Origin of the sequence: Nostoc sp. 'Peltigera membranacea cyanobiont' 213, from assembly GCF_002245975.1 — a bacterium.
Taxonomy (GTDB): Bacteria; Cyanobacteriota; Cyanobacteriia; order Cyanobacteriales; family Nostocaceae; genus Nostoc.
The window spans coordinates 1-13800 of sequence record NZ_NOLI01000177.1 but is presented as its reverse complement, the minus strand read 5'-3'; the positions used below and the strand labels follow the sequence as shown (position 1 = coordinate 13800).

12 protein-coding genes are annotated in these 13800 nt (G+C 41.6%); 6 read left to right on the top strand and 6 right to left on the bottom strand.

Features of this window, described 5'->3' with window-relative positions:
- Window positions 1–126: 126 nt before the first annotated feature.
- From CDG77_RS30290 to argS, 3 genes are all read right to left on the bottom strand, one after another.
- On the bottom strand, window positions 127–582 hold the full coding sequence (locus CDG77_RS30290; protein WP_094332945.1) for a cobalamin biosynthesis protein: 456 nt from the start codon (window positions 580–582) through the stop codon (window positions 127–129).
- Between the two features lie 18 nt (window positions 583–600).
- A complete protein-coding gene (locus CDG77_RS30285) occupies window positions 601–1164 on the bottom strand; it encodes a Uma2 family endonuclease (RefSeq protein ID WP_094332944.1) in 564 nt (187 codons plus the stop codon).
- A gap of 156 nt (window positions 1165–1320) precedes the next feature.
- The gene (gene argS, locus CDG77_RS30280; protein WP_094332943.1) at window positions 1321–3132 is read right to left on the bottom strand and encodes an arginine--tRNA ligase; all 1812 of its coding nucleotides are present in this window, start codon (window positions 3130–3132) and stop codon (window positions 1321–1323) included.
- Between the two features lie 174 nt (window positions 3133–3306).
- Between argS and CDG77_RS30270 the strand changes: the two genes are divergently transcribed.
- A complete protein-coding gene (locus CDG77_RS30270) occupies window positions 3307–3531 on the top strand; it encodes a type II toxin-antitoxin system HicB family antitoxin (protein WP_094332942.1) in 225 nt (74 codons plus the stop codon).
- Window positions 3532–3646: 115 nt separating this feature from the next.
- Here CDG77_RS30270 and CDG77_RS30265 read toward each other — a convergent pair whose 3' ends face one another.
- From CDG77_RS30265 to glyS, 3 genes are all read right to left on the bottom strand, one after another.
- Window positions 3647–4030 (bottom strand): nuclear transport factor 2 family protein, encoded by a 384-nt coding sequence (locus CDG77_RS30265; protein ID WP_094332941.1) that lies wholly within the window; start codon window positions 4028–4030, stop codon window positions 3647–3649.
- Window positions 4031–4058: 28 nt separating this feature from the next.
- Window positions 4059–5564: a UDP-N-acetylmuramoyl-L-alanine--D-glutamate ligase gene (gene murD / locus CDG77_RS30260; RefSeq protein WP_094332940.1), complete on the bottom strand. Its 1506-nt coding sequence runs from the start codon at window positions 5562–5564 to the stop codon at window positions 4059–4061.
- An 82-nt stretch (window positions 5565–5646) separates the two neighbouring features.
- The gene (gene glyS, locus CDG77_RS30255) at window positions 5647–7836 is read right to left on the bottom strand and encodes a glycine--tRNA ligase subunit beta (RefSeq protein WP_223270056.1); all 2190 of its coding nucleotides are present in this window, start codon (window positions 7834–7836) and stop codon (window positions 5647–5649) included.
- Window positions 7837–7960: 124 nt separating this feature from the next.
- Between glyS and CDG77_RS35885 the strand changes: the two genes are divergently transcribed.
- From CDG77_RS35885 to CDG77_RS30235, 5 genes are all read left to right on the top strand, one after another.
- Window positions 7961–8206 (top strand): hypothetical protein, encoded by a 246-nt coding sequence (locus CDG77_RS35885; RefSeq protein ID WP_143857124.1) that lies wholly within the window; start codon window positions 7961–7963, stop codon window positions 8204–8206.
- Window positions 8207–8220: 14 nt separating this feature from the next.
- Window positions 8221–8733, top strand: coding sequence for a hypothetical protein (locus tag CDG77_RS30250; RefSeq protein WP_143857123.1), 513 nt, complete (start codon window positions 8221–8223; stop codon window positions 8731–8733).
- A gap of 735 nt (window positions 8734–9468) precedes the next feature.
- A complete protein-coding gene (locus CDG77_RS30245) occupies window positions 9469–10758 on the top strand; it encodes a glycosyltransferase family 4 protein (RefSeq protein ID WP_094332937.1) in 1290 nt (429 codons plus the stop codon).
- 459 nt (window positions 10759–11217) lie between these two features.
- A complete protein-coding gene (locus CDG77_RS30240; RefSeq protein WP_094332936.1) occupies window positions 11218–11865 on the top strand; it encodes a TetR/AcrR family transcriptional regulator in 648 nt (215 codons plus the stop codon).
- 290 nt (window positions 11866–12155) lie between these two features.
- Window positions 12156–13784, top strand: a complete 1629-nt coding sequence (locus tag CDG77_RS30235; protein ID WP_094332935.1) for an efflux RND transporter periplasmic adaptor subunit — start codon at window positions 12156–12158, stop codon at window positions 13782–13784.
- The last annotated feature ends 16 nt before the right edge of the window (window positions 13785–13800 follow it).

The window sequence follows — 13800 nt, the reverse complement described above, 5'->3', positions numbered from 1 at the left end:
CATCTTGCCCGTCCTAATATTGGGGACGGGCAAGATGCCCATCCCACAAATGAATAATTTATTTCTTGGAAAGCCCTAAACAGTCCCTACTTTTACACTTTATTTAATCCACGTTCCTTAGAACAATTAATAAAGTTTTGTAAGAGTCATATTTGAGGCTTGGACAACAGCTAGTGTTACCGCTCCTGGTTGCCCTTTTAGCTGGAAAATTTGTTTAGGAACTAAGAATCTTACTCCCAATGCTTCTGTGCTGGTAAAAGGGGAAGCAATTAGATTAGCTGCAAGAATAGCAGCCGCCTCTGCTACGCTAGGTGTACCTACTTTATGGTCAGTAATTGTTGCAGGGTTGGGGACACAGACAGAGCAAAGGCTTTCCGCAGAAAAGGTTTTTAGCGGTAGATTGCGTAGCTGGCAAAGTTCTACTAAGCCAACTTCCGAGGCTTTAGTGTCAATGGTAGCAATCCCTGCGATCGCACTTTGAAAAAGTTGATTTTCTCGAAACACTTGCTCAATAGCCCAATCAATCAATTGCCATGAGGTTCCCCGTTTACAACCAACTCCTACCCATAAAACCTGTTGCACTTGGCATATTTCCTTATTTTACTCCAACAGCCAACCAAATAAATCTCCTACTGTCAGCCTCAACTCAGTTGCAAAATCTGGCACAGGAAGTAAAGCATCTAGTTCATCCAACATGATTGGCTGTTGATTGCGGATGTACACAAATACCGTTTGTTCTTCTGGATCGATCAGCCAACCCATTTGGGTTTCATAATTCAGGCAATGGAGAATATTTTTTGTAACTTTCGTTTGTCTTTGATCGGGCGATAGAATCTCGATAGTCCAATCGGGAGCGGCTAAAAATAAATTTGCTACCCTGCCATTTTCTTTCCGAGGTATTCTATCCCAAGTAAATACCGCTACATCCGGGATAATTGATTTGCCACCAAATGTACACCGCAATTCTGGATATGCTCGTGCAACTTTTTGGGGTTTCAATATAGCATTAATAAAAATAATCAGTTCACCTTGAATAGTGCTATGTTCTCCCTGTCCTATTGGTTTTTGAATAATTTTACCATTGATGTATTCACTAGCGGGTTTCGTTTCTGGTAGCTTCAGAAACTCTGCCAAAGTTATGTTTTTAGATGGTGTCTGTACCATTTGCGATCGCCTCCAAATTCAAAAATTATGATTAACGAACCGCCTTCTCTACGAGAGGCTTACACCAACGCGTAGCGTCTCGCAGAGAAGACGGAAAGGACACCAAGAAGAAATTAACTTAACTCTTACTCAGCGCACCTTGGCGTTAAAAAAATATTACATCCTCTCCAACACCTGAATTCCCAATAAAGATAGTCCCAACTTCAGAGTTCTAGCAGTCAAATCACACAAAACCAACCTGGATGTCCTCTGAGGTTCCTGTGCCTCCAAAACCTGAACTCCCTGATGGCGATCGTAAAACTGATTAAACTTCTTACTCAGTTCGTACAAATACTCACATAAACGATTAGGCATCAAGTCTTGCTCTACACTACTAATAACTTCATCCAGTTGAAGTAAATATTTTGCCAGCGCTAATTCTGTTTCATGCTGCAATAAGACGGCATTATTTCCTAACTCCTCAAAGTTAATATCACCCTTGCGGCTAATCCCCTGAATCCGCGCATAAGCATATAGCATATAAGGTGCAGTATTACCTTTGAAATCCAGCATTTTGTCATAGCTGAAAATGTAATTGCTAGTGCGGTTTTGGCTTAAGTCTGCATACTTAACTGCACTGATACCAACTACCCTAGCAACTTCATTAATAAATTTTTCAGTTTCTTGGCGTTCTTCTTCTTGTAATCTACTTTTTAAGTCAGCATGGGCACGAGAAACAGCTTCATCTAATAAATCCCGCAACCGCACAGTATCCCCAGAACGAGTTTTGAATTTCTTCCCATCTTCTCCTAACACCAACCCAAAGGGAACATGCACTAATTCCACATCATCGGGAATCCAGCCAGCTTTGCGTGCTACCTGGAAAAATTGGGCAAAGTGGTTTGCTTGTCCAGTATCTGTTACATAAATTATCCGCTTTGCTTGATCCTGTTGAATCCGGTAGCGGAGGGATGCCAAATCAGTTGTGGCGTAGTTATAGCCGCCATCTGATTTTTGTACAATTAAGGGCAAAGGTTCACCTTCTCTATTTGTAAACCCTTCCAAAAAAACGCATTTTGCGCCCTGATTTTCTACCAGTAAACCAGATTTCTCTAAATCTTCCACAACTTTTGGTAGTAAGGGGTTGTAGAAAGATTCGCCCCGTTCATCTAACTTGATATCCAGCAACTCATAAATTACTTGAAACTCTTTTCGAGAAGCTTCACAAAGAAAAAACCAAGCGTGTTTTGCTGATAACTCATTAGATTGTAGTTCTACTACTGCTTTACGTGATCTTTCTCGAAAATCAGCATCTTCATCAAATTTTTTCTTAGCTTCTCTGTAAAACTGAACCAAGTCTCCTATATTTATAGAGGGAGAGTTAATGAAACCCGGTTGATCGTTCTCCTCATAATATAGACTATTCCAAAAGGAATTATTTTCAGAATCAGATTCACGAAGATGAGTAATTAACATCCCAAACTGCGTACCCCAGTCACCTACATGATTTAACCGCAGCACATTGTGTCCAATAAATTCTAAAATCCGGGCGATGGAATCACCAATAATCGTCGAACGCAAGTGTCCGACATGCATTTCTTTGGCAATATTCGGACTGGAAAAATCCACAATTTCCCGCTTCGGCGTTTTCGCGGCTGGAACTCCCAACCGGGGATCGGCTTGAATTTCGTTCAATTGTGCTTCTAGATATACCGTTTTTAGTTTCAGATTGATAAATCCTGGCCCAGCAATTTCCGGCGCTTCGCAGATTTCAGATACATCTAGTTTCTCAACGATCGCAGCTGCGATCGCTCTTGGTTGCTTTCCTAACTTTTTACTCAGCGATAAAGCCACATTCGCCTGGTAATCACCAAATTTAGGATTGCTAGCAGGAACCAATATTGGATCTACTCCCGCGAAGTCAGCGCCAAAAGCCGAAACTATTGCCTGTTCAAGCTGAACTTTTAGTTTTTCTTGTGTAGCGTTCATATATAAATTTTATCTGGGAGAGAGAATGTAGCTCTGGAAAAGCTTGATTATTAACTTTAGCATTTCATTTTGAGCCACTCGATTCATGAGAAATATTTTTGGTAAACCTAATGTGGATGTGCCAATTGGTACTCTTAAAAATATCTGGAGACAAGCTCAATTGGAGGAATACTAATGCGTTATACAGTTGTGATTGAAAAGGGAGAAACTAGCTATGGCGCTTATATCCCTGATTTACCAGGTTGTGTAGCTGTGGGTGAAACTTTAGAAGAAGTCAAGCAGATGATTGCAGAAGCTATTGAATTTCATATAGAAGGAATGCTAGAAGATGGTTTACCTATTCCTAAACCTACAAGCATCGCTCATGAGGTTGAAGTTGCAAACTACATCAAAATATAATTATAAGACCTCTTAGAAAAGTCTATCCCCTTTTCCACATCCAGTCAAAAGTCAGGTTGAGCGATCGCATTTGATTGTTTGGAAGTAGGTACGGTACTCTCTCTTTGCGCGTGGTTTAGTCCTTTGGGGTGGACGATGGAAGTGGACAGACTTCCATAGCTTGAATCAAGCCGTGTTCAAGGGTGAATCGATGGCCGACATGCTCATCGGCAAGAACTGCTCCATCCAAGTCACGCACAACCTGATGCACATCGACCAAAATGCGCCCGGCCTCCTCCGAGTAAAAAGAAACTGGCTCGACGTGCGGATTGATCTCGCTCCATTGCTCCGTCCAGTAAGCGCGAACTTCTTCAGATCCACAGACAAAACCGCCTTTGAACGCTTTCGGCCAAGCCACGTCCGCAGTCATGAGGGCAAGGGCAGCGTCAATATCTCGCGCGTTGAAGGCTGCGTAAGCCGCACGGAGCAATTCGATTTCTGGTGCAGGTTGATCTGACATAAGGTATAGCTGCAAGTCACACAGTTAATTAATTAGGCAGAGAGGATGAAAGAATCAAGTTGTGTTGAAGCTTCCCTCCTGCCGCCCAAGCAAGGCACAACTCACGAAAGCGATCGCCCCGCACTTCAAAATTGGGGTACTGATCGAAACTCGCACAAGCTGGAGATAGCAACACCACAGGCGCTTGATACTCCTTAGCTAATTCCGCCGATCGGGGAACTGCCCTTTCCATAGTTTCCACAATTTCGTAAGAATAATACCCCACCTCTTGGAGGCGTTGAGCAAATGCGGGTGCAGCAGAGCCAATCAATAACACAGCAGCCGCTTTGGTTTGAATTTGTGCTAGCCAGCCAGTATCATCACCTGCTTTGGCTTCGCCACCAGCAATTAAAATCGCTGGACTTTTCACAGATGCTAAACCAACTTCGGCAGCATCATAGTTAGTGGCTTTGCTGTCGTTGATGAAATCAATGCCTTCCCAAGTGCAGATATGCTCCAAACGATGGGCAACACCGGGGAATTCACTAATTGCAAGTGCGATCGCATCACGATTAATTCCTGCTAATCGTGCCGTTGCTACTGCCATCAAGAGATTTTGCTGGTTATGTTCTCCCACCATTCGCAAAGTAGATACTTTCACAATCGGTTCTGGTGTAGAGGTTGCAGTCAATTTTTCCACAACCCAGTCGTCCTCGATGTAAAAACCTTTTTCGCTAATCAGGAAATCTTTTCCTCTGACACTTGTCCAATAAGCATTAGGCCAAGCATTTAAACCTTGTTGCCTCAAGTAAGCATCATCGCCATTAAACACTTGCAATTCGGACTGATGCAATAACTTGGCTTTGATGTTGTAATAATTCTCTAAAGTCTTATGGCGACTCAGATGATCTGGTGTAAAAGTCGTCCAAACTCCGATACGTGGTGCAAGAGAACTCGAAGATTCTATTTGATAGCTGCTAACTTCCGCAATCACCCAATCGAGTGAAGAGACGCGATTAATCACATCTGTACAGGAATTATCAAATGTTTCTCCTACTCCCCCTGTCCCCTGTCCCCTGTCCTCTCTTCCCTGTCCCCTGCAAGACAGGGCAACTTCACAAGCGGCGTAGCCAATGTTACCGCAAGCAGGTGCGTTTAATTCTGCGGCTTTAAAAATGGCAGCAATTAAAGCTGTGGTAGTAGTTTTGCCGTTAGTACCTGTAATTCCTACCCAAGGTAAAGATCGCAAATTTCGCCAAGCGAGTTCCATTTCGCCAATGGTTTCAATACCTAATTGGCGTGCCTTGATTAATATGGGAATATCCCAAGGCACGCCAGGACTAACAACTATTAATTGGGGTAAATTATCACCATTCAATTCTAGGGATTGACCTAGTTTAACGGTTATTTGCTCGGCAGCGAGTTCTTGTTGTTGTTGGAGGAGGGTTTCGGAGGTGTTGCCATCACTTAGCTCTACCTCCCAACCTTCCCGTTTCAACAATCTCGCCGCAGCAACACCGGACTTTCCCAATCCAATAACATGAGCTTTGGACATAGATTGCAGCAGAGTCCCTGGTTAAGCACTCCCTATAGTAGCGTCTATTGGTAAAAATTACACAACTTTTTGTTGACTTACGCTACAGATTTTTGACGATCGCACCAAAGTCAGCCAAAACACGAGCATGATTGCGAACTAATCCCAGTAAGTGTAATCGATTACGCTTAATTTCTGGATCGGAGTCCATAACTAAAACGCTATCTGGCCCATCAAAGAAGTTACTAACTGTTGGAGCAATTTTTGCTAGTGCTGCTACTAACAGTTGATAATTTCGTGTCTGCTGTGCTGTTTGAGTTTGCGGTACTGATTCGATTAAGGCATTATACAAAGCTTCCTCAGAGGGCTTTTGGAATAATTCTGGACGAACTACCGTTTTCGGTTCTAGCTGTTTTGTATCCAAGTCACCTTGAGCGGCTAATCGTGTGGAACGGTTAACGGTTTCGTAGATGTTATCTAAGGTACTGTCGTTACGGATTTGTTGTAAGTACAAGGCGCGATCGCGGACATCCAATAAATCCTTTAATGTGCGTTCTGTATATTCTGGGTCATTTTCTCCCAAAACTGCATTTACCAAGTCGTAATCAATCTGTTTTTCTTCTTGTAATAAAGTGCGGATGCGTTGTAAGAAAAACTCTTGTAATGCTGTGGTTAATAATGTCCGATCTTTTTGATATTTCGCAGCAAAATCTGTTGCTATTTGTGCCAATAAATCATCTAAATTTATCGGCAAATTATAGAACCAGGTAATTTTAACTACAGCATTAGCAGCCCGACGCAAGGCGAAGGGATCGGAGGAGCCAGAGGGAATTAAACCTAAGCCAAAGATACTCACTAAGGTATCTAATCTATCTGCCAAACCGACAATTTGACCTGTGAGTGTTTCGGGTAAATTGTCACCGGCTCCCGTTGGCAAATAATGCTGATAAATTGCCTTTGCAACTTCGGCATCTTCACCACTCGCTAAGGCATATTTTTCTCCCATAATGCCTTGCAATTCAGGGAATTCATACACCATTTGAGTTACTAAATCTGCTTTACATAATAAAGCAGCCCGTTGGATTTTTTGGCTTTGATTATCTGCTAATTCTAATTGGGTAGAAATTTGCTCGGCAATCTTAACTACTCTATCTATCTTGGTACGTACCGAACCCAATTCTTCTTGAAAAGTAACTTTTTCTAACTGGGGTAAAAAGCTTTCTAAAGGCTTAGTTAAATCAGCTTCGTAGAAAAATCTGCCATCAGCTAATCTGGCACGAATTACCCTTTCATTCCCGACGGCAACAATATCTGATTTTTTAGGATCGCCGTTAGAAATTGTGATGAAATTGGGCAATAATTCTTGTTCAGAACTACCTGGTTTGAATACAGGGAAATAACGTTGATGAGTCACCATGACTTCAGTAATTACCTCAGTTGGTAATTCCAAAAATTCTGGTTCAAATTTACCAACAACTGTAGAAGGATATTCTACAAGATTGGTTACTTCCGCTAATAAATCGGGATAAATGACTGTATACCCGCTTAAACTCTCTGCTACTGCCTTCACTTGCTGTTTAATCAGATTTTCCCGTTCTTCTGGGTCAACGGTGACATAAGCAGACTTGAGGGCGGTAACATAATCAGTAGCTTGGGCAATTGTCACAGGTTCAGGATGTAAGACACGATGACCTTGAGAAATGCGATCGCTCTGAATCGTTTTAGAACCATTCACCAATTCCAACGGTAGCACCGTCTCATCTAACAAAGCTACCAGCCAGCGAATTGGTCGAGAAAATCTCCCATCCCCATCTCCCCAACGCATCAACCGCTTACCTTCTAAACCCCAAATCCACTCTTGAACAAGTTCTGTCAAAATTTCCGCCACAGGACGACCGGGAATTCTTTTTTGCACAAAAACAAATTCCCCTTTCTCCGTAGGGCGAAGGAATAGTGCATCTATTTCCACGCCTTGCTTTTTGGCAAAACCTAGTGCTGCTGCTGTCGGCTTACCATCTTTAAAGGCGGCTTGGGCGGGAGGCCCTTTAATTTCTTCTTCTCGGTCTGCTTGCTGAGATGGTAGACCTTTAATCAATACCGCTAAACGCCGGGGAGTACCGTACACTTGGACACTTTCACCCTGAAGGCTATTTGCTTCCAAACTTTGGGGAATGCGTTCTCGCCACTGTATTAAGGCATCACTGAGAAAGCTTGCAGGTAATTCTTCTGTACCAACTTCTAATAGAAACGCTAAATTTCCTGATATATCAACACTCTTAACCTTTGCCATCATAATACTACACAAAAGATATACGATATTAGACTAGTTAAATGTGTAGCGCTACTCATTAAGTATAATAGAATACTTAATTGCGACACAAGTTTTTGTACCACCAAAATTATATATCTGTTGGATATTGAAAGTTTATTGGCTATATATTAATCTCGGACTTGAATCAAAAGATAATTTAAATACATTTACAAGTGGAACCTATGCCGATTTATGGCAAAGACTCAGCCTCAGCAACACTTGGACAAATGTTAGTAACAGTCCTACTGCTGTGGCTGACAGAGATGCCAATATTTATAACGGCATGAATTCTACTTACAATTCGAGTCTTAATCGTGTTACCTTAACGCATAACGAACTGGCTATCAAGTAACTATTATAGTAAAGATGATGAAATCATTTAAACAGGCACTTTTAATTGTTTTAATGCTTTCGGCTGCTGTGGGTTCTATAGCACTCGTCTCAACAACAAGTTTTGCTATTAACGAGGAACAGCAACAGCCAGAAACAAAGCCTCCTTTACCTGCAAAATATGGCGGCAACTCAAACAAATCTGATAGCGAATTCAAACTAAAAACACAAGATGAGGTAACTAAACTTTTAGGCAATCGGAAAATTAAAGAAATTAAATTCCTCATGTGGAAAGATGCTAAACCTGCAACAGAATATAACCTCGATATTGACGGGAACCGTAAGGTTTGGAAAGTTACGGCTGATTATGTAGGTGGCATCGATTTTGATGGTGGGCGTTGTAAATCAAATGCCAAATTGACTCAAGTACTTGATGCCGAAACTGGTGATAATCTAATGTTTGAAGTCCGTTGTCCTAAAGGTAGCTTTGAGTCCGATCGCCCTAAGCCTACAGCTGAAGATTTAAGAATTTTAGAAAACTCTAGGTGACAGTATTTCTGTTTTTAACTTTAGCTTAACTTTAATCAGTTCCGATTGGGCGATCGCTCGTGATTTTTAGTTAGCTGGGTTTTGGAAATCACTTAGCAAACCTTGCTGCATACATCAAAATAGATAGAGTTGAGCTTGGGTTTGTTGGATAGACTTGGCATTTTTTTCCAAAACTTCACAAAATAAGTGTTTATCTTCATTGATTTATTACACTTAACCCCGTGGCTTCATGCAGTATTTACCTATACGTATTGATAGCTACTCAAGACTTAGTGTTGAGTAGTTAGTGTCTTTGAACTACTGAAAAACTTGGATGCTCATCAATCAACGCAATACTGATGACTTAGTTAAAAATACTTCATGTGCCAGTTGAAAAGGCGGAATATCGGTTCTATACATGAAATTAAATATAATGCTACAATCCCCTAAGTGTAAAATTAACGATTAGATTCACTTTCAAATAAGTGAGGAGTTATCACATAATATATGGTGAGAAACTTAAATCAGTAAATAATCAACATTTATCAGCGATCGCCGATAAATGGAAACCCTATGTAGAGAAATCTTACTTAAGTAACAAAACTAATACCTTGTTAAAATTGATTTTAGTTGTGATTTACAAAATCATAATCTAATTACAACCAAAATTTAAATAATACAAATATTCAGATATTACTGAAATCAGTAATAAATTCGCCGATCTCAGGTTGTGTTCACAAAATTCACAAATAGCTCATGCACATTCTGATCTATTCCTACAACTATTATCCAGAGCCAATTGGAATTGCTCCGTTAATGACTGAATTGGCAGAAGGACTAGTAAAGCGAGGTCATGAAGTGCGAGTGATTACCGGGATGCCTAACTATCCTCAGCGCGAAATTTACGATGGATATCGGGATCAATGGTACGTTACTGAACAAAAAAATGGCGTGACCATTCAGCGAAGCTACCTGAGAATTAAGTCTAAACCTAACCTTGTAGATCGGCTGTTACTGGAGTTGAGCTTTATTTTCACAAGCTTACCCCAAGCTTTTAAAGGTAAACGTCCAGATGTGATTATCTTAACCGTTCCACCTTTATTAGGTATTTTGCCAGCAACAATATTAAGTTGGTTATATAACTGTCCACTAGTTCTGAATGTGCAAGATATTTTACCAGAAGCTGCTGTGCGTATTGGGCTACTAAAAAACAAGTGGATGATCCGAACTCTTGCAGTTTTAGAAAAATTTGCATATCGGACTGCACACACTATTAGCGTCATCGCCGATGGGTTTCGCGAGAATTTAGTCAAGAAGGGAGTACCTGTTAATAAAATTGTTTGTATTCCTAATTGGGTGAATGTAAATTTTATCCGCCCTTTACCAAAACAGAACAACTCTTGGATATCTAGTCATCAACTAGATGGGAAATTTATAGTCCTTTATTCGGGCAATATTGCTCTAACCCAAGGTTTAGAAACAGTAATAGAAGCAGCAGTTTGCTTACGTCATATCAGAGATATTGTCTTTGTCATTGTTGGTGAATCAAAAGCATTGCAAAGGTTGCAGGAATATTGTCTATTACATAGAGCAGATAATGTTTTGCTGCTACCGTTGCAATCACGAGAAAAACTACCCGAAATGCTAGCAGCATCTGATGTGGGATTAATTGTGCAAAAGCGCAATGTGATTTCGTTCAATATGCCCTCAAAAATACCACTGCTGCTAGCAAGTGGCCGTCCGATTGTAGGTTCAGTTCCCGCCAATGGTACTGCTGCTAGAGCGATCGAACTTAGTGGTGGTGGAATAATTGTGGAGCCAGAATCGCCTGATACAATGGCTGCTGCGGTGCATGATTTATATACCGATCCGATTGTATGTGCGAGGCTAGGTCATGCAGGAAGAAAGTTTGCTGAAGAAAACTATTCTTTAGAACAAGCACTCGATCGGTATGAATGGCTCTTTTCTCATATTGTTGCTAATCGAAAATCAACTATTGGTATTTTGCCAAAATTCAATTCCAAGGAATCAGTTGTTGATGGGTGAACTACCCACACCGTGATGGTACAGTATGGGCTTCTGTAATCACGGGTGAGTGTCACAACTTGCCTTTTGGCTACACATACAAAACCCTGATTAGGATAATTTAAATCACCCGATCGGGTGATTTTTAAATCATCCGATCGGGTGACCTAAGTGTAGGAAGATGGGACTGCTCAAAAATAGGATTCTAGAGGACACTAATTGATTGGACGTTTTTCTTTGTGAGGATAACTTGATACAACTCTAAACCTTGCTTAATAAGGCTGAATTAATCAGCGTAGCTCGCATTCCGCGAGCATCTCATAGAAAAGACATCGCTCCATACCTTTTTCTTCCCTAAGTTTAGTATTCAATCCGACTCAAGAGGGATAAACTCATCTATAACTTATACCAATATTGTCTGCTGTGTAGTTATAATGCAAGCAAGTACTTACATTTGCAAGCAAGTGCTTGCAAACGCTTATGGAAAACTTAGCATCAAGGAGGGCACAAACTCGCGCCCGCTTGATAAAGGCAGCAACTAAAGTGTTTGCAACGGCGGGTTTAACTGGAGCGACAACGCGAGAAATTGCTCGTGTTGCTGCGGTCAATGAGGTAACATTATTTCGTCATTTCCAGAACAAAGAGCAATTAATAGCTGCTGTAATTACCGAAGCGATCGCTTTACAGTCCCAAGCCTTAGCTCATGATGACAACTGGACTCAAAACCTACATGTTGACCTCAAGAATTATGCAAAGCTTTGCAACCAGATGATAGAGGAGCATGAAGACCTAATTCGGACATTTATTGGGGAAGCAAAGCGACATCCCCAAGCCGCCCGTCTGATTTTATATGAAACTGACAAATCGCTGCGCCAACAGCTGGTTGTGTACTTGCAGAAAAGTCAAGATCGGGGCGCAGTATCTTCAGATATAGATTTAAAAGCATCTGTGGATAGTTTCATGGGGATGTTGCTTCACGGTATTCTGCGTTTTAGCGATATTCCTACCACACTAGACTACAGTCGCGAATGCTACATGGAAACTTGCGTCAATTTATTTGTCCGCGGTATTAGCACTTTGCCATTGCAACAGATAGGAAGTTTTGTTAATTCGCCGACAACAAGATGAACTGTGTTTTCTCTCTAACTTAAAGACTGAGCTTTTACTGACTAAAACAGTTTTATAAATTACACTTTCAAAATACCATCGGAGTTAAGCAATATACAAATTAACCAAAATACGCTGAATCATATTTATGCATTTTAGGTGCTAGACATCGTGAGCGATCGCCCAAATACCCAAACAAGTACATGTTTGTCATCAACATCAAGAAAAAAGGCTAAAAAACTATTCAAATAATCCTTTTTTAGCGAAAAGTAGATTGCCCAAGTCTAAATCCACAAGACGAGAAAGTGAAGATGTCCCATTCTGAGTTCCCTGATTCTCCCCGTCCAATTGAAATAGAACAGCCTACTGTTACTGATTCTAGTCAAGAGTCGCAACCATTGGTAGAGCGATCGCCTAAACCACCTCAAAAGCGTCGTTGGCCTCTAATTTTGGGAATTATTCTCTTAATTGCAGGTATTGGTTTTGGTTGGCGCTGGTGGCAAACTAGTAGTGCTAGCAATCCAGCAGCCGGCGGGCCAGCAGCTGGTAAACCGATGGCAATTCCCGTCAAGATAGCAACTGTGGAAACTGAAACTGTGCAGGATAGTTCGGAGTTTATTGGCTCCTTAGAAGCTCCGCAGTCTGTACCAATCAAACCACAGATTGGAGGGCGAATTAGCCAGGTTTTTATTAAAGAGGGCAACCGCGTTCAACAAGGGCAAGTAATTATTAGCCTAGAAACTGATGATGCCCAAGCCGTGCTAAGAGAAAAACAAGCAGCACTACAACAAGCACAGGCAAATCTGGCTGAACTCAAAGCAGGGACTCGAATAGAAGTAGTTTCCCAAGCCAAAGCCCAGCTAGATCAGGCCCAAGCAAAATATCAAGATGCCGTATCTGGATCGCTACCACAGCAAATTCAGCAGGCTGAAGCTCAAGTTAATTCCGCCAAATCCGATCTCGTACTAGCGCAAGCACGAGCAACGCGATATGCACAATTAACAAAAGAAGGGGCAACTTCTCAAGATACCCTAGATGAATACATCAAAAACAAAGATAGTGCCCAAGCAGCGCTAGTTGCAGCCCAGAAAAACCTAGAGCAACTCCGCAAAAGCAGAGATGCTAATATCCAGCAGCTAGGTGCTGCCTTAGAACAGCAGAAACAATTCTATAATCAGCAGGTGAACGGCAACCGCCCAGAAGATATTGCCCAAGGGCGATCGCAAGTAAGCCAAGCAGCCGCTCAAGTCCAGTCGGCTCAAGTCCAAGTGCAATACACAAAAGTCCTAGCTCCTTTTACAGGTATTGTTGGTGATATCCCAGTCAAGGTAGGACAGTATGTGGCACAAGGGGATCAACTCACAACATTAACTAAAAATGACTCTTTAGAACTGAATATATCCATTCCGCTAAATCAAGCCAGAAATTTGCGCTTGGGATTACCTGTGCAAATGTTGGATGCCCAAGGCAAACCCACAACAACCGGTAAAATCAGTTTTATCTCCCCAAATGCCAGTTCCGATTCGCAGACAGTTTTGGTAAAAGCCAACTTTGGCAATTTGAGAAATAGATTGCTTAATCTTCAGTCAGTGCAAACCAGAGTCATCTGGAATGAACGTCCGGGAATTTTAATTCCAGTTACAGCAATATCTCGCCTGGGTGGAGAGACTTTTGTATTTGTAGCTGAAGCGCCATCAGCAAAGAAACCTGAAGCACTAGCAGAAAAGAAAGTTGAAGCGCCAGCAGAAAATAAAGCTGGAGCGCCATCTTTAGTGGCTCAACAAAAACCTGTGAAATTGGGAGTTATTGAGGGAAATAATTATCAAGTTATCGAAGGACTAAAGGCTGGAGACAAAATTGTTGTTTCCGGTATTCTCAACCTAACTAATGGCGCTCCCATTACTCCAGCACAGGAACAAGCGGGTAGTCAGAAGCCTTAGCTGAAGGGGGTAGGGG